This is a genomic window from Rathayibacter sp. AY1E6 (genome assembly GCF_002931115.1).
GTDB lineage: Bacteria > Actinomycetota > Actinomycetes > Actinomycetales > Microbacteriaceae > Rathayibacter.
Genome location: NZ_PSVK01000014.1, coordinates 57,688 through 76,929, shown reverse-complemented (window position 1 = coordinate 76,929; position 19,242 = coordinate 57,688). Strand labels below are relative to the sequence as shown.

The following is a 19,242-nucleotide window of genomic DNA, read 5'->3' as shown; positions in this document are numbered from 1 at the left end:
TCACCGGCGTCGTCCTCGGCGGTCTCGCCGTGCCGTAGGCGGGGCCTGCTGCGGGCTGGTCGGGGGACGAGGGCGGGGTGTTCTCCGGCGGGAGAGGTGTGCTCATCGCGCGCATATTGCAAAGCGGCGACGGCCTGCCGCGACATCGAGACGTCCCGTCTCAACATGTCTCTCCCCCCTCCCGCGGGATGCCACTCGGGTTCGCCGGACACAGCGTGTCGCGAACCGGAGCGGCACCTCGCGGAGGGAGGACGGTGCGCCTCAGCGCAGCGACTCGAGCACGGCCTCCAGCTCGTCGACGGCGAAGTCGATCTCGGCGGCGGTGACCACGAGCGGCGGCGCCAGGCGGATCGTCGAGCCGTGCGTGTCCTTGGCCAGCACTCCGCGGGCCATCAGGGCCTCGCAGACGGCGCGGCCCGAGGCGAGCCGCGGGTCGATGTCGATGCCGGCCCAGAGTCCGGCGCCGCGGACGGCGACCACTCCGCGGCCGATCAGCGCCTCGAGGCGCGCGTGCAGCTGCGCGCCGCGCTCGCGGGCGAGGGCCTGGTACTCGCCGGTCGCGAGCATCTCGACGACTGCGAGGCCGACGGCCGCGGCGAGCGGGTTGCCGCCGAAGGTGGAGCCGTGCTGGCCCGGCTGCAGGACGCCGAGCACGTCGGCGTCCGCGACCACGGCCGAGACGGGGACGATGCCGCCGCCGAGCGCCTTGCCGAGCAGGTAGACGTCGGGGACGACTCCGACCAGGTCGCAGGCGAAGGTGGCGCCGGTGCGGCCGAGGCCGGACTGGATCTCGTCGGCGATGAAGAGGACGTTGCGGCGCGCGGTGATCTCGCGGACGGCCGGGAGGTAGTCGGCCGGCGGCACGACGATGCCCGCCTCGCCCTGGATCGGCTCGATCAGCACCGCCACGGTGTCGTCGTCGATCGCGGCCTCGAGGGCTTCCGCGTCGCCGAACGGGACCGTGCGGAATCCGGGCGTGAACGGGGCGAAGCCGTCGCGCGCCTCCGCGTCGTCGCTGAACGAGATGATCGTGGTCGTGCGACCGTGGAAGTTGCCCGCCGCGACGATGATGTTCGCCCGGCCCGGAGCGACGCCCTTGACCCGGTAGCCCCAGGCGCGGGCGACCTTGATGCCCGACTCGACCGCCTCCGCGCCCGTGTTCATCGGCAGGACCATGTCCTTGCCGGCGAGCGCGGCGAGCGCCGTGACGAACGGGCCGAGGCGGTCGTTGTGGAACGCGCGGCTGGTCAGGGTGACGCGGCCGAGCTGCTCGCGGGCCGCCTCCAGCAGCACCGGGTGCGAGTGGCCGAAGTTCACGGCGGAGTAGGCGGCGAGGCAGTCGAGGTAGCGGACGCCCTCGACGTCGGTGATCCAGGCGCCGTCGCTGGTGGCCGCGACGACGGGCAGCGGGTGGTAGTTGTGGGCGGCGTGCTCCTCCTCCGCGGCGATGAGGGCGGCGGAGCGGGCGGTGTCGGTGTCGGTGATGCTCATGTCGTTCCTCCTGAGGGGACGATCGACTCTCCAGGAGTCGTCGCACTCGGCGTCGAGTGCGACGGATCGTGGACAGTGGAGGGTGGGTCGGCGCTGCTGGTCGCCGACCACGGGGAGTGGGTCAGCGGCGCAGCTCGAGCGTGCAGCACTTCACGCCGCCGCCGCCGAGCAGCAGCTCCGACAGGTCGACGCCGATCGGGTTGTAGCCGCGCTCGCGCAGCTGGCGCTCGAAGCCCGTCGCGCGGGACGCGATGACGACGTTGAGGCCGTCGGAGAAGGAGTTGAGCCCGAGCACGGACGCGTCCTCCTCCGAGACGAGGATCGCGTCGGGGTAGAGCTCGCGGAGGGTGCGGTTGCCCTCCTCGCTGAACGCGCTCGGTAGGTAGGCGATGTTCGTGTCGTCGAGCACGGCGATCGCGGTGTCGAGGTGGTAGAACGACGGGTTCACGAGCTCGAGCGTGACGACCTCGCGGCCGAAGACGCGGGCGACCTCGGCGTGCGAGTCGGAGGCGGAGCGGAAGCCCGTGCCGGCGAGGATCCGCTCGCCGACGAGGAGGAAGTCGCCCTCGCCCTCGTTGACCTCCTCGGGGACGCGGACGTCGAAGCCGGCCGAGCGGAACCAGTCCATGTACGCCGGGCCCTCGGGCTGGCGCTCGGGGTAGGTGAAGGAGGCACCGTAGGCGATGCCGTCGATCACGAATCCGCCGTTGGCCGCGTAGACCATGTCCGGCAGTCCGGCCTCGGGCTCGATCAGCTCGATCGTGAAGCCGAGATCGGCGTAGGTGTCGTAGAGGGTCTGCCACTGCCGGACGGCGAGGGAGGTGTCGGTGGGGACCTGCGGGTCCATCCACGGATTGATGCGGTAGACGACGGTGAAGTGCTCGGGACGGCACATCAGGATCGTCTTCGCGACGGGGGTTCGGGCGGGTGCCTCGGCGAGCACGGCGGTATCGGTCATTCGAGTCCTCCTGCGAAAGGATGCGGATGAGCGGACCGGGTCCAGTGGCTCCGTGCCCCGCGCATGACGCAGCGGGATGGAGCACGCTCGCGCCCAGTCTTGCACGCGAGGATCGTGCGGTTTTCGCCGTGAGGCGCACGGAACGCGCGTGGACACCGGGTGTGGCGCGGGAAACCGCCGCGGCTCTCGCGCGGGGCGCTGTGATGCCGTCGCGGCTCCTTTCTCTCGCCCTCAGGCAGGGGCTTTCGAAGGGACGTCGTTGCGCCTCTCGGGGAGAAGGCCTTCTCCCTCTCGCCTGTCATCGCGCTGATGACATCTGTCGAATCCGTCGAATTCCGCCCTGAATGGGGGACTTAGTGCAGCGATAAGCGGCATGGGACGATCCCTCCGGCCCGACAGTCGTCGGCCTTCTCGCTCCGACGAATCCGGATGCCCTCCTCCATGCGAACGAAGACCCTCAGCGTCTCCCTTTTCCTCGCCCTGCTCCTCTCCCTCTTCGTCGCGACCCCGGCCCAGGCCGCAGGATCGCCGGCCGCGCCGACGAACGTGACCGTGACCGACAACGACTGCACCGATGCGGTCACCGTCTCCTGGACCGCCTCGCGTAGTCCAGTGGCTGGATACAGAATCCACGTCTACTCGATCCACCAATCCTGGTTCGGCGACACCGAGACGACAACAACAGAACTCAAGGAGGTGGGCAACAGGTCATCGACTGTGTTCGACCTACCAAGAAACGTCGATCACTACTACGTCGAGATCGCAAGCGTCACCGACCTTTCCGCACCGTTCGACGGTGGATCCGATGGTGTACCGCTTGTCGCTTCGCCGACTCAGAGCGCTGGTACCACGACGAGCATCCTCCACTACTGGAATGTTCCTGCACCGGCCGAGCTCTCGGTCGCCTACGACGAATCCACGTCGCTGGCTTCCGCCCGATGGAAGAGGCCGTCGATCAATGGGCAGCCGTGCTCATTCGACGAGTACCACGCGACACTCGAGGACTTCGCCGACTACGACGACGACTGGGATGACCCGCGCGGATACGAAGCCGAATACGCCCTTACGACGACGTCGCAGAATCTCGACGTGGCCGCCGGCCACCGCTACGAGTACTGCATCTGGGCCGCGTCCTGGTTCGAGAAGTCGCGCGACGCTGAATTCGCCGATTACCTCGACTCTCCGAAGAACTGCGTCTCCTTCGGCACCGGTACAACGGCTCCGAGCGCTCCGAACTTCGCGTACGCGGAGCCCAGCGGCACGTCGATGACCGTTTCATGGGAGGCGCCCTACGCCGACGGCGGCACCGACATCACGGGCTACAGGGTCAGCCGCAACGGCACCGACGCGTCCGGCAGCGGCCCCTGGTCGACCGTCGTCTCAGCCGACCGCCGCTCGCAGACCTTCACGAATCTTCGCCCGAACACGAGTTACACCTTCACCGTTCAAGCGATCAATGACGTCGGCACCAGCGAAGCGGCAACGGTCACCCGCACCGCCGACGCCTACTTCGCCCCCTCCGTCCCCACGCGCGTCGCCGGCACCACGAACGACAGCGTGCGATCCGCGACGATCTCATGGTCTCCTCCGGAGTCGGCCGGAAACCCGGCGATCACCGGCTACCGCGTCTCGCGCAACGGCGTCGACAACGCGGGCGCCGGTCCGTGGTCGACGACGGTCGCCGCCACCGCACGCTCCTTCACGTTCACGCACCTGGCGGCGGGCGCCACCTACACGATGAGCGTCAGCGCGATCAACGCCGGAGGCGACAGCGGGCCGGCTTCGACCGTCGTGCGCATCGGCGGCACCGCCCTCACCGCCGCGACTCCGACCGTCACCGGCACCGCCGCGGTCGGCTCGACGCTCACGGCGAGCGCCGGCACCTGGGGTCCCTCCCCTGTCGCCCTCGCGTACCAGTGGCGCGCGAACGGCACCGCGATCAGCGGGGCGACCGGCACCACGTACCGTCCGGTCGCGGGCGACGCGGGCAGGGTGATCACCGTCGCCGTCACGGGCTCGAAGTCGGGCTACGTCTCGACCACGCGGGTCTCCTCCGGGACCGCTGCCGTGACCGGCGGCGCGATCACCGCTGCGACGCCGACCATCAGCGGCACGGCGAAGGTCGGCTCGACCCTCACCGCGAAGCCCGGCACCTGGGGCCCCTCCCCCGTCGCCCTCGCCTACCAGTGGAAGGCGAACGGCACCGCTCTGAGCGGGGCGACGTCTGCGACGTACACGCCGACCGGCGCCACTCTCGGCAAGACGATCACCGTGACGGTCACAGGGTCGAAGGCCGGATTCACCGCCGTGACGAAGACCTCCGCGAAGACGAGCGCCGTGGTGGCGGGCACCCTCTCCGCCGCGACCCCGACGATCACCGGCACCGCGAAGGTCGGCTCCACCCTGACCGCCAAGCCGGGCACCTGGGGTCCCTCGCCGGTGGCCCTCACCTACCAGTGGAAGGCGAACGGCACCGCGATCTCCGGGGCGACCTCCGCCACCTACAAGCCGACCAGCGCCACGGTGGGGAAGAAGATCACGGTGACCGTCACCGGCAAGAAGGCCGACTACACGACGGCGACGCGCACCTCCGCCGCCACCGCAGCGGTCGTCAAGTAGGGGATCCGACCCGGGTCGCCGGGGGAGTCTGCTTGCGCGGACTCCTCCGGCGGCCCCGGGAATCCACCACCATCGTCCCCCGGACGGGGGCCCATCCCGCCGACACCCGCCCTCGCCGGGAGGCGGGCGGCGGCTAGCATTCAGACACCGTGTCCGCCGCGGCCTCCCGCGGATCCTGCCGAAAGGCCCGCCGTGCCCGCACGCCCCCTCGCCGCGATCGGCGTCTCCGCTCTCCTGCTGGCCGGCCTCGCCGCCGGTCCGGCCGTCGCCGCCCCCGATCTCCCGGGCGCGAGCGCCGCGCAGGAGGCGGCCGCCGAGGTCGTCCTCTCCGGCACCATCGCGCTCCGCGACGCCGATGAGGAGCACCCCGCCCCCGAGAACCCGTACTTCTACGTCCAGGTCGAGGACGCCGAAGGGGACGTGGTCGCCCAGGCGAACACGGGCGCGGACTTCTCCCTCCCCGTTCCCGGCGGCGAGCCCCTCACCGTCCGCGCGAACCTGATCGGCAGCGACGACTGGTACCCGACCTGGTTCGGCGACACCCCGGTCGCCGAGGCCGCGAGGACGACCCGGGGGACCGACGAGTCCGTCGCCATCTCCCTCCTGCGCAGCGCCGAGCTGTCCGGATCGGTCACCGCCGACGCGGTCCCGGGCGTCTCCTCCCCCTCCTTCGACGTGCAGGCCTGGTGGGTCGACGGAGGGACGTACTCGCTGCTCGACACCGTCCCCGTCACCGGAGCCCCCGGCGCCGCCCGCGCGTGGGACACGGGCGACCTCGCCCTGCCCGCCGGCGACTACCTCCTGCGCCTCGTGGAGCCGGGGTACCCCGCCTACGACGACCAGTACTTCTCGCGCCTGGCCCGCCTCGACGAGCGCGCGGTCGTCTCCGTGCCGCCGGGCGGCCGCAGCGGCATCGACTTCTTCCCGTCCGCCTACTCCTCCGACGTCGCCCGCCTCGCCGGGACCGACCGGTACGCGACCGCCGTCGCGGTGACCGCCTCCGGATTCGCCGACGGCGCCCCCGTCGTCTACCTCGCCAGCGGAGCGAACTGGCCGGACGCGCTGAGCGCCGGCCCCGCCGCCGCGAAGCAGCGCGGCGCCCTCCTGCTCACCGACCCGAGCGTCCTGCCCGCCGTGGTGGCGGCCGAGCTGCGCCGCCTCGCCCCGCAGCGGATCGTCGTGGTCGGCAGCGCCCTCTCCGTGAGCGAGTCGGTGCTCCAGCAGGTGAAGGCCCTCGGGATCCCGACCGAGCGCATCGAGGGCGTCGACCGCTACGACACCTCGCGCCGGATCGTCGAGGACGCCTTCCCCGACGGCAGCTACGAGAACGTCTTCGTCGCGACCGGCACCAACTTCCCGGACGCCCTCTCGGTCGCGCCGATCGCCGGCCGCCGCGCCGAGCCCGTCCTCCTCGTCGACGGCGCCCGCTCGCGCCTCGACCAGCCGACCCGTGACACCCTCGCCGGACTCGACCCCTCCTCCGTGCAGTTGCTCGGCGGTGCGCCGTCGATCTCGACCGCCGTGGAGGCCGACCTCCGCGCCGCGAAGATCGCCGACACCGTGTCGCGCATCGCCGGGACGGACCGCCACGACACCAGCCGACACCTCAACGACGTCTTCCCGCCGTCCGAGCTGGGCGACACCGTCTACCTCGCGACCGCCACCGGCTTCGCCGACGCGCTGGCCGTCGGCCCGGTCGCCGCGAAGCAGGGCGCCCCGCTCTACCTCAGCGAGCCGACCTGCCTGCCGCGCAGCACCCGTGTGAAGATGCAGGGCCACGACCTCGATCAGGTGCTGCTCCTCGGCAGCCCCCTGACCCTGTCGGCGCAGGTGCGCTCGCTGTCCGCCTGCTGAGACCCGAGACGCACCGCACGAGCCCTGGAGATCCATGAGCGCCACCGCCGACCGTCCCCTCCTCGTCGGCATCGAGACCGGGGGCACGAAGGTCGTCGCGGCGGTCGCCGACGCCGCTGATCCCGAGCGGATCCTCGCGACGACGACCCTGCCGACCCGCGGGCCCGCGGAGACGCTCGCCGATCTGGCCGGCTTCGTCAGCGGCCACGGAGTCGACGGCACCGTCGCCGCGGTCGGCGTCGCCTCCTTCGGCCCGCTCGACATCGATCCCGGCTCGCCGACCTACGGGCACCTCACCTCCACGCCGAAGCTCGGCTGGGAGGGCACCGACGTCCTCGGCCCGATCGGCGCGGCCGCACCGGGCGCCCGGCTCGCGCTGGTCACCGACGTCAACGGAGCCGCCCTGGGCGAGGCCCGCTGGGGCGCCGGAGTCGACGACTTCGTCTACCTGACGGTCGGCACCGGAGTCGGCGGCGGCGTGATCGCGGGCGGACGGCTCCTCGCCGGCAGCGGCTGGCCCGAGGTCGCGCACCTGCTGCCCCGCCGCCACCCCGAGGACGGCTTCGCCGGCACCTGCCCCTTCCACGGCGACTGCCTCGAGGGCCTGGTCGCCGGTCCCGCGATCTCGGCGCGCTGGGGCGTCGACGGCTCCCGCCTCGGCCCCGAGGAGGCGGCCGCGAACCTCCGATTCAGCTCCTACTACCTCGCGCAGCTCGTCACGACGCTCGCCTACGTCACGGGCGTGCGGCTCGCGGTCCTCGGCGGAGGCGTGTCGAAGACGCCCGGGCTCGTCCCCGCGGTCGAGGCCGAGGTCGAGCGGCTGATGGGCGCGCCCGGAGCGACGGGGACGGGCGGCGGGCGGATCCGCATCGTGCGCCCGGCCCTCGGCGACGAGTCCGGGGTGCGCGGGGCGATCTCGCTGGCGGAGTCCCTGCTCGCCTGAGCTCTACCCTCGTCCCATGAGCGACCGACCCGTCGACCCCTCCGCCCCCGACTCCGGTCGCGACGAGACGGTGGAGGAGCGATCCGACCGCAACTGGAACGAGATCCTGCAGGAGCTGCGGGTCGTGCAGACCGGCACGCAGATCCTGGGCGGCTTCCTGCTGACGCTGTGCTTCCAGCAGCGCTTCGCCGACCTCGCGCCGCCCGACGTGGCGCTCTACCTCGTGCTCGTCCTGCTCGCCGCGTGCGTCACGATCCTGGCGCTGGCGCCCGTCATCGCCCACCGGCTGCTGTTCCAGCGGCGGAGGAAGGCCGAGCTGGTGCGGTTCGGCAACCGGGTGGTCACGGTGTGCCTCGCGGCGGGATCGCTGCTGTTCGTCGGAGTCGTGGGCTTCGTGTTCGACGTCGTGCTGGGCGGGCCGGCGGGCCTCTGGGCGGGCGGAGGCGTGCTGCTGCTGCTCGCGGTGGTCTGGGCGACCGCGCCGATCCTCCTGCGGAGGCGCTGAGGGCGGCGGAGTCTGCCCGCCCCTCCCCCGCGAGTCAACGGGGTACCCGGGTCCGCCGCGCTCTTCCTACCGTGGCCGCGAGGCGCGCACCGCGCCGACGCGAGAGGAGCACCATGACCGACCGGACCGAGCAGCCGCAGGAGAACCCGCGGAACCACGACCACGTCGACGACGCGGGCGTCGACAAGCCCTCGCAGGCCGAGGGCGACGACACCGAGGGATCGGCCGGCTGATCGCCGCCTCGATCCCCGTCCTCCCCGCGGTCGACAGCAGCGCGGCCGTCCTCGCCGACGGCTACCTCTTCGGGACGCGGCGCTTCGACGACGTGGGCGCGGACGCGTTCCGCACCCGGATCCTCGGACGGCCCGTGATCATGGCGCGCGGCATCGAGGCGGCGCGCTTCTTCTACGAGGGCGGGCGCTTCGACCGCGAGGGCGCGCTGCCCGGCTCCGTGCTGCACCTCCTGCAGGACGAGGGCAGCGTGCAGACCCTCGAGGACGAGGCGCACCGGCGGCGGAAGCGGATGTTCCTGGATCTGGTGGAGACGCCCGAGCAGCGGTCGAGGCTGGTCTCGGCCTTCGCGCGGGAGTGGCAGGCGTCCGCCGCCCGGCTGACGGGCGAGCGGGTCCGCCTCCAGGACGTCGCCGCGGAGGTCCTGGGCCGCGCGGTCCTGTCGTGGGCCGGCATCGAGGCCGACGAGGAGGAGGTGCTGCGGCGCACGGACGAGCTCCGGGCGATGATCGACAACGCCGGGCGCTTCGGCCCGCCCAACTGGGCCGCGCGACTCCGCCGCCGCTCGACCGAGCGGTGGGCGCGCGGCCTGATCGAGGCGAACCGGACGGCCGGACCCTCCCCGACTCCCCTGCACCGGATCGCGCACGAGAAGGAGGACGGCGGCCTCCTGCCCGTCGAGGTCGCCGCGGTGGAGCTGATCAACGTGCTGCGGCCCACGGTCGCGGTGGGGCGCTTCGTGGTGCTGGCGGCGCTCGCGCTGCACCGGCATCCGGAGTGGCGCGAGCGGCTCGCCGACCAGGAGGAGCGCGTCGCGTTCGCGAACGAGGTGCGGCGCTTCTACCCGTTCTTCCCGATGGTCGGAGGAAGGGCCCGCCGGGAGCTGGACTTCCGCGGCGAGACGCTTCCCGCGGGGCAGTGGATGCTGCTCGACCTCTACGCGACGGACCACGGCTCGCACTGGGAGGCGCCGGGCCGCTTCGATCCGGAGCGGTTCCGGTCGCCGGTCGACCGCAACGGCTTCATCGCCCAGGGCGGCGGGCACTACGGAGGCGACCACCGGTGCCCGGGCGAGCCGGCGACCGTCGACCTGCTGTCCGCGGCGCTGGAGCTCCTGGCCGCGGGGCACCCGTACGACGTCGAGGACGGGCAGGATCTGCGCGTGAGCCTGCAGAGCTTCCCGACCGGGCCGGAGGACGGCTTCGTGGTGAGGTTCCGCTAGGGGCGGGCAGGCTCGGCTCGCGGCCTCGGCGGGCGGCCTCGGTCCGCGGCCTCCGCGGGGGCGGTCGTCCTCCACAGGCCGCGGTTCCGCGCGCTCTCCCCGGATCCGCTCGGGCACTCCCCGCCCGCCTCGCCCGGCGAGCACGCTCGGGGGATGCAGAAGCCGAGTCAGTCCTCCGGAGCGTCGAGCTCCTCGAGCGCCCGCAGCGCCTCGCGGGCGCGCTCGAGACGATCGGCCTCGGGCTCGTCCCACCATGCCGGTCCGCGCTCGCCCAGCCCGCGCTTGGCGAGCCCGACCCTCCTGCGCGCCAGCGCCTCCGCCTCCGCGTCCTCGTGCAGCCTGGCGGAGCGCACTCCCGAGCGCCCGCGCCCGAGGTGCGAGGTGAGGCCGGCGACCACGTCCTCCGGCAGCGAGGGGTCGGTGCGCCGCCATCGGCGGCCCTTCACCACGAGCCAGCGCTCGTCGTCCTCGTCGCTCATCCCGTCACCGCCGCCTCGGGTTGAGCCGGTCACCGGTGCTCGTGAGGTCCACCTGCTCCGGCAGGAGGAGCGCCTCGATCCGCCCGGTGGAGGAGACCCGCAGCAGGTCGTCGACGAGGGCGCGCGAGCCGCCGATCAGCGTCGAGTCGAAGTCGACCTCGCTCGCGAGGTACCAGGCCCGGTCCTCCGGCCAGAGCGCGAGTGGAGTCTGCACGACGAGCCCGGAGGCGTCGGCGAAGCCCGCCGCGCGCGCCCACGCGGTGTCCTCGAGCACCCTGACGTCGAGCGAGAGCAGAGGCCCCTCCCGCCCCGGCAGCTCGACCGTCGCCGCGGCGGCGGTCTCGGGGTGCTCCCAGCCGGTCGGCCGGGTGTCGCTCATCCACTCGGGCAGCTCGTCCGAGGCGTCCGCGCGGGAGATCAGGATCCGCGACCCGCCGCTCAGCACGCCGAACCCCTCCCAGAACACGGCGAGGCAGTCGTCGGGGGTGCTCGTGTGCTCCGCGAGCACGGCGGCGACGGCCGCGAGCTCGTCGAGCGGGAGCACTCCGAGGCGGGGCTCCGCGTACTCGTCGGGATGCTCGCCGGTGAGCGAGTACCACTGCGCGAGCGGATGCAGGAGCGTCCCCTCCCGCTCGGCGACCTCGCGCCAGCGCCGGGGCGGGTCGTCGGAGGGGTGCAGGATCCGCACGGCCGCCTCGAACAGCGGAGGGACGATCCCCTCGAAGCGCCCGAACGCGCCGAGAGCGCCCAGCATCGGCTCCGCCCGCCCAGCGTCCCGCTCGGCGCGCAGGGGCGCGTCCCGGGGTGTCGGCTCGATCATGGGCCCAGGCTAGCGCTGGACGGTCGCTCCGCTCAGGGCGGAGAGGGCCCGCTGCGGCCCCGTCTCGCGGGCGAGGCCCTCGGCGAGCGCCGTCAGCCGTTCCCGGGCGGGAGCGTCGAGTGCGAGCATCCGCCGCGCAGCCTCCGCGAGCTGTCCCGCGGAGGCGGCGTTGGGGTCGAGCACGGCGGCGAACCCGGCGTCCTCGAGCGCGGCCGCCCCCGCGAACTGGTCCGTCGAGAACGGCAGGACGACGAGCGGCACGCCCGCGGTCATCGCCTCCGTGACGCTGTTGTTGCCGCCGTGGCTGACCGCGAGCACGGCCCGGCGCAGGAGCGCGACCTGCGGCAGGAAGCCGCGGACCAGCCAGCCCTCGGGAATCTCGCCCAGAGCCGAGCGCTCGGTCGCGCCGGAGGCGAGAGCCACCCGGACGGGCCTGCGCCCGACCTCGACGCCGGCCAGGGCCTCGACGACCCGGGCGAGCACGTCGTCGCGCACCGAGAGGAAGCTGCCGAAGCTCACGTAGACGACCGGATCCTCGGACGCGGCGAGCCACTCCTCGACCTCCGCGTCGTCGGGCTCCTCGCGGACGGCGGAGCCGAGGAACGCGTGCGGCGGCAGCTGAGCGGTGCGGGCCGAGTCGTGGAGCTCGCCCGGGTAGTTGAGCAGCAGGACGTCGCCGCTCTCGGCGAAGGCGTCGGCGGTGGGCGCCGCCCCGGGGTCGAGGGTGGTGAGGGCGGCGTTCCACTCCGCGGTGAAGGAGTCGCGCACACGCTCGCAGAGGGCGCGGAGCGCATCGAGGTCGTCCTGCTCCGGAGCGAAGGCGTCCGGCCAGACCGGGGGGAAGCCGTAGACCTCGCCGGGCACCGTGAGCGCGCTGGGGTGGCCGAGCACGACGTCGCCGTAGGGCACGCGGAGTGCCTTCAGCGCCACGCGCGCGGTGAAGGCGAGGTGATCGACCACGATCGCGTCGGGCTGCACCTCGTCGAGGATCACGCGCAGGCGCGCGGCGACGCCGGACGGATCCCAGAGCAGGTCGGTGAGCCGTTCCCGCGCCTGGTAGGCGAGGGTCGGGACCATCCCGCGCCGGGTGGCGTCGAAGAAGCCGCGGAGGGACGCGCCCTCATCGGGCGCCTGCTCCTCCGCGCGGATCGTGCCCGGGTTGGAGCCGCGCCCCAGCCGGAGCGCGACGTGCTCGAATCCGAAGCCGTCCACGATGGAGCGCGTCGCGTCGCCGGTGGCCACGACGACGCGCTCGCCCGCCTCCTGCCACGCCGTGCCGAGGGTCGCCAGCGGCAGCAGGTGCGACGCGTAGTCGGGGCTGATGATCAGCAGGGTCACGAGGCCCCCAGCACGAGCGGCGAGCGGAGAGGACGCTCCTGGTCCGCGGTCGCGTGCGCGTAGACGCCCGAGAGGGCATGAGCCATGGCCTGCACCGTGTAGCGCTCGGCGACCATCGCGCGCCCGCGGGCCGCGGCGTGCTCGCCGAGAGGCCCGCCTGCGAGATCCAGTGCGGCGGCGGCACCGGCGGCGAGCGCCGCGGGGTCGGCGGTGTCGACCAGGAAGCCGGTCTCACCCTCCTCGACGTAGGTCGCGGGCCCGCCTGTCGCCGGAGCGACGACGACCAGTCCTGCGGAGAGCGCCTCGAGGAGGGCGATGCCGAACTCCTCCTTGACGCTCGCGCAGACGTAGGCGCCTCCCGGAGCAGAGAGCCCCGGTCGGCCGTGCCGGATCGAGCCGAGCCAGCGGGCCACGGTCCCGTTCGGGCGGTGGCCGGCCAGGAGCAGCCCGTCGGACGCGACGGCGCGGATGCGGTCGAGCTGCTCGCGCTCGTCGGGACTCGGGTCGGCGAGGTCGCCGCCGACCAGGAGCAGGTTGGCGCGCTCCCGGAGCGAGGGGTCGGACGCCCAGGCCTCGGCGAGCGCCGCCATCCCCTTCACCCGGTGCAGGCGGCCCACGCTGAGCAGCAGCGGGAGGCCGCGGCGGTGCTCGGGCAGCTCCTCCAGCAGGAGGTCGAGCGAGGCCAGGTCCCCGCCCTCGTCCAGCGCGACCGGCTCACCGGCGGCGGAGGCCCGTGCGGCCGCCTCGCCGCGCTCGACCAGGCCGACGTCGATCCCCTCCGGGACGATCGTGTGCCGCTCCGGGTGCGCGGTGATGTCGACGCCGATCAGCTCGCGGATGGTCGCCGCCAGCTCCTCCCGCGGGAAGAGGACGGTGTGCGCGGCGTCGGCGGCCAGGCGCTGCACCAGGCGCACGCGGAACCAGAAGTGCTCGGCGGCGTCGCGCTCACCGAAGTCCGCGCGGGTGAGGGCGCCGGAGGCGTCCAGGCCCGCGATCAGGGCGTGCGGGTCCGGAGCGAGGGTGAACACGACGGGGATCTCGAGCTCCCGGGCGACCGCGGCCGCCGCGAGGGCTCCCACGTCCGCCATGCGCAGGTGCAGCACGTCGACCCGGCCGGCCGCGCGCAGGATCCGGCGGATGCCGCGCTCGGCGGCGATGCGACGGCTCCACGCCTGAGGCATGGCCACGGGCGGCCCCACGAACGGGACCGGAGCGAAGCCGTGGCCGGAGTCGGGTAGCTCGCCGAGCGCGCGCTCGGCCTCGGCCGGGGTCCCGCGCGAGAGCGTGAGCACCCGGTCGATGCCCTCCTGCTCGACGAGGGAGTCGCCCAGGCGCACCAGCAGGGTCGCGATGCCGCCGTTGTCGCCGGCGCCCACCCGCGTCAGGGTGCCGTCGATGTCGGCGTGGACGAAGAGCTGCGCGACCGTCGGCCCGGCCTCCACGGCCGGTGCGGGGGCGAGGTCGCCGAGGGCGAGCCGGGCGAGGGGCCCGATCGGCGCCGCCTCCTCGGCCAGGCCGGTGAGCAGGAGCTCGGCGTCGTCGGAGCCGCGCTCGCCGAGCGCGTCCGTCGCGGCGGCCCGCGCCTCCAGCCCCTCCGCGCGATCGGCGGCCACGTGCAGGAGGGTGCGCTCGGCGATCGCGCCGGGCACGAGGCCCAGGGTCTCGACGAGCCGCGCCCGGGCCGCCGCTTCGCGCTCGCCCAGCAGCGCGCCCTCGAGCGCGACGGCGACGAGGTCGGGGGTCGAGGAGGCCCAGAGCAGGACGGTGCGCTGCGCGAGCATGCCGGAGAAGCCGCCGTCGCGGACCAGGCGCAGCAGCGGTCCGAGCGCAGCGGGGCGGGGCAGGCGCCCGCCGAAGGCCCAGGCGGCGTGCTCGCGGAGGTACGGGCGCTCGTCCTCGAGCAGCATCAGCAGCGCGAGGTCGGCCTCCTCGTCGAAGACCTGCGCGAGCGAGTGCACGGCCGCGATCGCGGTGAGCTGGTCCGAGGGGTCCAGAGCTGCGCGGGTGAGCAGGCGCACCGCGCGGCCGCCGCCGTCGCTCACCGCGGCGACCGTCAGCTCATCCGCCATCCGGACGGCCTCGAGCAGAGTGGGAGCGGCGCGCACGGCGTCGAGAGCGGTCTGCGTGGCCATGGTTCACCTGGTCTGTCGGAGTGGAGAGTGCGACGGAGCGCGACTCCCGACCGCTGGAGCGGCCCAGGAGGAGCGGATCGGTACCGAGCATGCCGCCTGGGCGGCTGGGATTTCGCCACTTGCGTCGGATCTCCTCCCGCGGTACGGCCTCCTGTCAAGGGGGTGATGGCCGCAGTTCGTCTGCGCAACGCGCGAGGATCCTCAGCCGCGGGTCCACTCCAGGAGCCGCTCGACCGGCCAGGTGGTCACGATCCGCTCCTCCGGGACGCCGAGCCGCTCCGCCCGCTCGGCCCCGTAGTCGAGCAGGCCCAGCTGGCCCGGAGCGTGCGCGTCGCTGTCGATCGAGAACAGGCAGCCCTCCTCGAGCGCGACCGCGATCAGCTCGTCCGGCGGGTCCTCGCGCTCGGGGCGGGCGTTGATCTCGACCGCGGTGGAGTGGTCGGCGCACGCGCGGAACACGGCCCGGGCGTCGAAGGTCGACGGCGGGCGGGTGCCGCGCTCGCCCGACACCAGCCGCCCCGTGACGTGGCCGAGGACGTCGGTCCGCGGATCCGAGGCCGCCGCGACCAGCCGGGCGGTCATCTCGCGGGAGGGCAGCCGCAGCTTCGAGTGGGCGCTCGCGACGACCACGTCGAGGCGTTCCAGCAGCTCGTCCGTCTGGTCGAGCGCGCCGTCCTCGAGGACGTCCACCTCGATCCCGCTGAGCAGGCGCAGTGGCCCGGTGTCGAGGCCCGCGAGATGGGCGAGCTGCTCCTCCAGCCGCTCCGCGCTGAGACCGTGGGCGACACGGAGCCGCGGCGAGTGGTCGGTGAGCGCCAGGTATTCGTGGCCGAGCGCGCGGGCCGCGTCCGCCATCGCGAGGACGGGCGTCGCCCCGTCGGACCACTCGCTGTGGCTGTGGAGATCGCCGCGCAGCCGTCCCCGCAGCGCGCTCGCGGGTGGAGGAGCCGAGCCGCGCAGCTCCGCGAGGTAGTCGGGCACCCGGCCCGACCGCGCCTGCTCGATCACCGTGAACGTCGTGTCGCCGATCCCGGAGGCCCGCCGCACGAGGGCGAGGTCGTCCCGCTCGGCGGACGCCATCCCCTCCAGCACCGCGGCCGCGCGGCGGAACGCCTTCGCCCGGTAGCGGGAGGCCCGCTCCCGCTCGAGCAGTGCTGCGATCTCCTCGAGTGCCGCGATCGGGTCCATGCGCCCGGTCTACCACGGCGCCCGCCGCGGCCTCACCCCCTCGACGGCGGCCTCGGCTCCGGCCCCCGGCCTCATCCCGCCCCCGGTCCCTGCCGCTCGACGCTGGGAACCGGCCGAGCCCCGTTGCCGACCGCAACGATCGAGATATATCGTGACTCTCGTCCACTCGCGATGTATCGCGTTTCAGAAAGGCACCCCGGTGCAGGAGGAGGAGCTCATGTCCCTCGAGAAATGGCTCGTACAGGCCGGCGAGACGAAGGTCATCGACCTCGACGTCGTCCGCTCGGTCAAGGTCGCCCTCGTCGGCGGCCAGATCGACGTCATCGCCCACGACGAGCCGACCGCTCGCGTGGAGGTCCACAGCGTCGACGGCCGCCCGCTCAAGGTCTCGATGGACGGCGACCGCCTCGAGATCGACCACGTCCAGCTCCGCTGGGACACCATCGTCGACGTCGTGAAGGGCCTCGGCCGCCGCGGCGACCGCGCCGACATCAGCCTCCTCGTCCCCCGCGGCGTCGACCTCAAGTTCGACACCGTCTCGGCCGACGGCCTGGTCTCGGGCCTCCACAGCGACGCCCGCGTCTCGACGGTCGGCGGCGACATCGTCGTCGACGGCCTGCACGGCGACATCGAGGTGAACACCGTCCACGGCGAGCTCTCGGTCCGCAGCCACACCGGCCGCGTAAACGCGCGCACCGTCTCCGGCGACGTCACCGCGACCGGCGAGCTCACCCGCTTCACCGTCGACGGCGTCTCGGGCAGCGTGTTCGTCGACGCCGAGGGCACCCCCGACCGGATCCAGGCCAACACCGTCAGCGGCGACCTCACGATCCGCGTCGACGAGGGCCTCGGCGCCCGATACCGCATCAACACCGTCTCGGGCACGCTCCAGCTCGACGGCTCCGTCGTCAAGGGCACCTTCGGCCGGGGCTTCACCTCGACCACGGGCTCGCTCGACTCGAAGTGGGTCGACGTCGCCGCCAACTCCGTCTCGGGAGACGTGGTCGTCGTCCGCCGGTCCGTCGCCGCGTCCTCCGCCTCGGTGGGCGAGGGCTGGGGCTCCCCCGGCACCGGCCCCGCCGACGACCGCCGCCCGATGGACGGGAGCTCGCTGTGAGCCCCGTCTTCGCGCACGGCCGCCTGCGCCTCTACCTGCTCAACCTCCTCGCCGAGTCGCCGCGCCACGGCTACGAGCTGATCCAGGCGCTCAGCGAGCGCTTCGGCGGCACCTACGCGCCCAGCGCCGGCACGGTCTACCCACGCCTCGCGAAGCTCGAGGAGGAGGGACTCGTCACGAAGGAGGCCGACGGCCGCAAGACCGTCTACTCCATCACCGACGCCGGCCGCGCCGAGCTCGCGAACCGCGCGACCGACCTGGGCGACATCGAGGAGGAGCTCACCGACTCCGTCCGCCGGCTCGCCGACGAGGTCCGCCTCGGCGTCGCGGAGGCGATGAAGAGCCTCCGCGCCGACCTGGCCAGCGCTGCGCGCGACTCGCGGGAGCCCGGACGCCGACCGGAGCACTCCGCCGAGGAGCCGCGCCCGCAGGACACGTCCGGCACCCCCTCCGAGCAGCCCGCGCCGGAGCAGGCCGCACCGGCCTCGGCCGACGCGCGCACCGCCTCGCGGATCGCTCTGCGCGACGCCGAGGTGCTGCTCACCGAGTTCCGCGACGAGCTGCGCGCGGAGCTGCGCACCGCCGCCTCCTCGGGATCCGTGACGACCGCGAGCGTCGACGCCCTGCGCGCCGCGCTCGACGAGGCCCGCGCCTCGGTCCGCTCCACCCTGGGCTGAGCCCGGACACCGCACCGCCGGGAGGGCGGGGATCCCGCCCGGGGTCCCCGCCCTCTCGGCGCTACTGCCGCCCGACCGCCAGCGCCTCCTCTTCCACGTCGAGGAACGCCAGAGCGCTCACCACCGCCGGCTCCTGGTACCGCCCCTCGGAGCGGGCGCGGAGCACCGCCTCCCGCTCGGCCGCGATCATCACGCGCCGGAGCCGGTTGTAGGCCTGCGGGAGCGGCTCCACGCCCTCGCCCTCCGGCGGGTTCTCCAGGGCGTCGGCGAGGAACGTCGCGTTCCGCCGCAGCCGGTCGAGAACGCGGTCCTCCACTCCGTCCTGCGGCTCCGCGTCGAGCCGGGCGAGCCCGGCGGCCTGTGCCTCCGCGAGCAGCATCTGCTTCTCGACGTGCTCCTGCATCTCGTTCGGGGCCGGGAGCTTCAGGGCGCGGACGAGCCGCGGGAGCGCGAGCCCCTCGACGAGCGTCCCCGCCACCACGATGAAGGCGAGGAACTGCAGGAACGCGCGCTGCGGCGTCTCCGCGGGCAGGAGGAACGCGGCGGCGAGGGTGACCACGCCGCGGATGCCCGCGAACGACACCCCGATCGCGGTCGGCCAGGTCCACCCGCGCTGCTGCAGCCGGCGCGGACCGTGCCGGAACAGCAGCGTCGTCATGCACATCCAGGCCACGCGGCTCCCGACCAGCGCCGCGAGCACGGCCGCGCCGATGCCGACCGTCTGCCAGACCCCGATGCCCGAGTCGGCCGTCGCCTCCACCACCGACGAGAGGCTCAGCCCGATGAAGAGGAACACCGCGTTCTCGAGCAGGAACTGGATCGTCCGCCAGTTGAGCGACTCCGCGATCCGCGCCTGCGCCGACTGGATGACCGGCGCCCGGTAGCCCAGGTAGAGCCCCGCGACCACGACCGCCAGCACCCCGGAGCCGTGCAGCAGCTGCGCCGGGATGAACGCGACGTAGGGCGTCACCAGCGAGAGGCTCGTGTCCAGCACGGACGACTGCACCTGCTTGCGCACGAACCCGAGCAGCACGGCGATGCCGATCCCGACTCCGCCGCCCACTGCCACGGCCAGCACGAAGTCGAGCGCGATGCGCCCGGGAGTGACCGTGCTGACGATCGCCAGGAGGGAGGCGTTCAGCGCCACCAGTGCGGTCGCGTCGTTGAGGAGGCTCTCGCCCTCGAGCACCGTGAGCATGCGCCGCGGCAGGCGGAGCCGCCCCGCGATCGCCGTGACCGCCACCGCGTCCGTGGGCGCCACGATCGCGCCGAACGCGAGGGCCGCGGCGACCGTGATCGCCGGGACGACCATCCAGGCCACCGCGCCGACCACCGCGACCGTGAAGACGACGAGCCCGACCGACAGCAGGAGGATGCTGTCGCCGCGGGCGCGGACGTCGAGGACGGAGGTGCGGATCGCCGCCGCGTAGAGCAGCGGCGGCAGGATCCCGAACAGCACCACGTCCGGCTCGACCACCACCTCCGGGATCCCGGGGACGAAGGAGGCGAGGGCTCCGACGGCGACGAGCGCCACGGGAGCGGACCAGTTCACCCGCCCCGACAGCCCGGTGACCAGGACGGTCACCACCACGAACGAGACGATCCAGACGATCGCGACGACGGGCTCCTCCATCGCGTCACTCCTCCCGGGCGTCCGCGCGCCACGGC

Annotated in this window: 15 protein-coding genes; 7 read left to right on the top strand and 8 right to left on the bottom strand. The window is 73.6% G+C overall.

Features of this window, described 5'->3' with window-relative positions; all coding sequences use genetic code 11:
- Positions 1 to 261: 261 nt before the first annotated feature.
- Both rocD and ddaH read right to left on the bottom strand, forming a co-directional pair.
- Complete coding sequence (gene rocD / locus C5C46_RS12015; protein ID WP_181136520.1) at positions 262 to 1,491, bottom strand: ornithine--oxo-acid transaminase; 1,230 nt, start codon at positions 1,489 to 1,491, stop codon at positions 262 to 264.
- Positions 1,492 to 1,612: 121 nt separating this feature from the next.
- Positions 1,613 to 2,449 (bottom strand): dimethylargininase, encoded by an 837-nt coding sequence (ddaH, locus tag C5C46_RS12010; protein WP_104226838.1) that lies wholly within the window; start codon positions 2,447 to 2,449, stop codon positions 1,613 to 1,615.
- A 441-nt stretch (positions 2,450 to 2,890) separates the two neighbouring features.
- Between ddaH and C5C46_RS12005 the strand changes: the two genes are divergently transcribed.
- The 5 genes from C5C46_RS12005 to C5C46_RS11985 all read left to right on the top strand — a co-directional run bounded on the left by C5C46_RS12005 (position 2,891) and on the right by C5C46_RS11985 (position 9,823).
- Positions 2,891 to 5,068 carry a fibronectin type III domain-containing protein gene (locus C5C46_RS12005; protein WP_181136519.1) on the top strand — a complete coding sequence of 726 codons (2,178 nt, stop codon included), beginning with the start codon at positions 2,891 to 2,893 and terminating at the stop codon, positions 5,066 to 5,068.
- Between the two features lie 192 nt (positions 5,069 to 5,260).
- Entirely contained in the window at positions 5,261 to 6,922 is a 1,662-nt protein-coding gene (locus C5C46_RS12000) for a cell wall-binding repeat-containing protein (protein WP_104226836.1), read from the top strand.
- Between the two features lie 34 nt (positions 6,923 to 6,956).
- Complete coding sequence (locus C5C46_RS11995) at positions 6,957 to 7,865, top strand: ROK family protein (protein ID WP_104226835.1); 909 nt, start codon at positions 6,957 to 6,959, stop codon at positions 7,863 to 7,865.
- A 16-nt stretch (positions 7,866 to 7,881) separates the two neighbouring features.
- Positions 7,882 to 8,370: a DUF6328 family protein gene (locus C5C46_RS11990; protein ID WP_104226834.1), complete on the top strand. Its 489-nt coding sequence runs from the start codon at positions 7,882 to 7,884 to the stop codon at positions 8,368 to 8,370.
- A gap of 325 nt (positions 8,371 to 8,695) precedes the next feature.
- Entirely contained in the window at positions 8,696 to 9,823 is a 1,128-nt protein-coding gene (locus C5C46_RS11985) for a cytochrome P450 (protein ID WP_219812299.1), read from the top strand.
- 167 nt (positions 9,824 to 9,990) lie between these two features.
- Here the strand turns inward: C5C46_RS11985 and C5C46_RS11980 are convergent, their stop codons facing one another.
- The 5 genes from C5C46_RS11980 to C5C46_RS11960 all read right to left on the bottom strand — a co-directional run bounded on the left by C5C46_RS11980 (position 9,991) and on the right by C5C46_RS11960 (position 15,780).
- Complete coding sequence (locus tag C5C46_RS11980) at positions 9,991 to 10,302, bottom strand: biopolymer transporter Tol (RefSeq protein WP_104226832.1); 312 nt, start codon at positions 10,300 to 10,302, stop codon at positions 9,991 to 9,993.
- A gap of 4 nt (positions 10,303 to 10,306) precedes the next feature.
- Positions 10,307 to 11,122 carry a hypothetical protein gene (locus tag C5C46_RS11975; RefSeq protein WP_104226831.1) on the bottom strand — a complete coding sequence of 272 codons (816 nt, stop codon included), beginning with the start codon at positions 11,120 to 11,122 and terminating at the stop codon, positions 10,307 to 10,309.
- 9 nt (positions 11,123 to 11,131) lie between these two features.
- Positions 11,132 to 12,460, bottom strand: coding sequence for a glycosyltransferase (locus C5C46_RS11970; RefSeq protein WP_104226830.1), 1,329 nt, complete (start codon positions 12,458 to 12,460; stop codon positions 11,132 to 11,134).
- Positions 12,457 to 14,592 (bottom strand): glycosyltransferase family 4 protein, encoded by a 2,136-nt coding sequence (locus C5C46_RS11965; protein ID WP_104226829.1) that lies wholly within the window; start codon positions 14,590 to 14,592, stop codon positions 12,457 to 12,459. Before C5C46_RS11965 ends, C5C46_RS11970 begins: the two co-directional genes overlap by 4 nt.
- Before the next feature lie 201 nt (positions 14,593 to 14,793).
- Positions 14,794 to 15,780: a PHP domain-containing protein gene (locus tag C5C46_RS11960; RefSeq protein ID WP_104226828.1), complete on the bottom strand. Its 987-nt coding sequence runs from the start codon at positions 15,778 to 15,780 to the stop codon at positions 14,794 to 14,796.
- Between the two features lie 217 nt (positions 15,781 to 15,997).
- Between C5C46_RS11960 and C5C46_RS11955 the strand changes: the two genes are divergently transcribed.
- Together C5C46_RS11955 and C5C46_RS11950 are read left to right on the top strand one after the other, a co-directional pair.
- Positions 15,998 to 16,897 (top strand): DUF4097 domain-containing protein, encoded by a 900-nt coding sequence (locus C5C46_RS11955; RefSeq protein WP_258059463.1) that lies wholly within the window; start codon positions 15,998 to 16,000, stop codon positions 16,895 to 16,897.
- Positions 16,894 to 17,574, top strand: coding sequence for a PadR family transcriptional regulator (locus C5C46_RS11950; RefSeq protein WP_104226827.1), 681 nt, complete (start codon positions 16,894 to 16,896; stop codon positions 17,572 to 17,574). The genes C5C46_RS11955 and C5C46_RS11950 overlap by 4 nt, the downstream gene beginning before the upstream one ends.
- Before the next feature lie 61 nt (positions 17,575 to 17,635).
- Here C5C46_RS11950 and C5C46_RS11945 read toward each other — a convergent pair whose 3' ends face one another.
- Positions 17,636 to 19,207, bottom strand: a complete 1,572-nt coding sequence (locus C5C46_RS11945; RefSeq protein WP_104223748.1) for a sodium:proton antiporter — start codon at positions 19,205 to 19,207, stop codon at positions 17,636 to 17,638.
- Positions 19,208 to 19,242 lie beyond the last annotated feature (35 nt).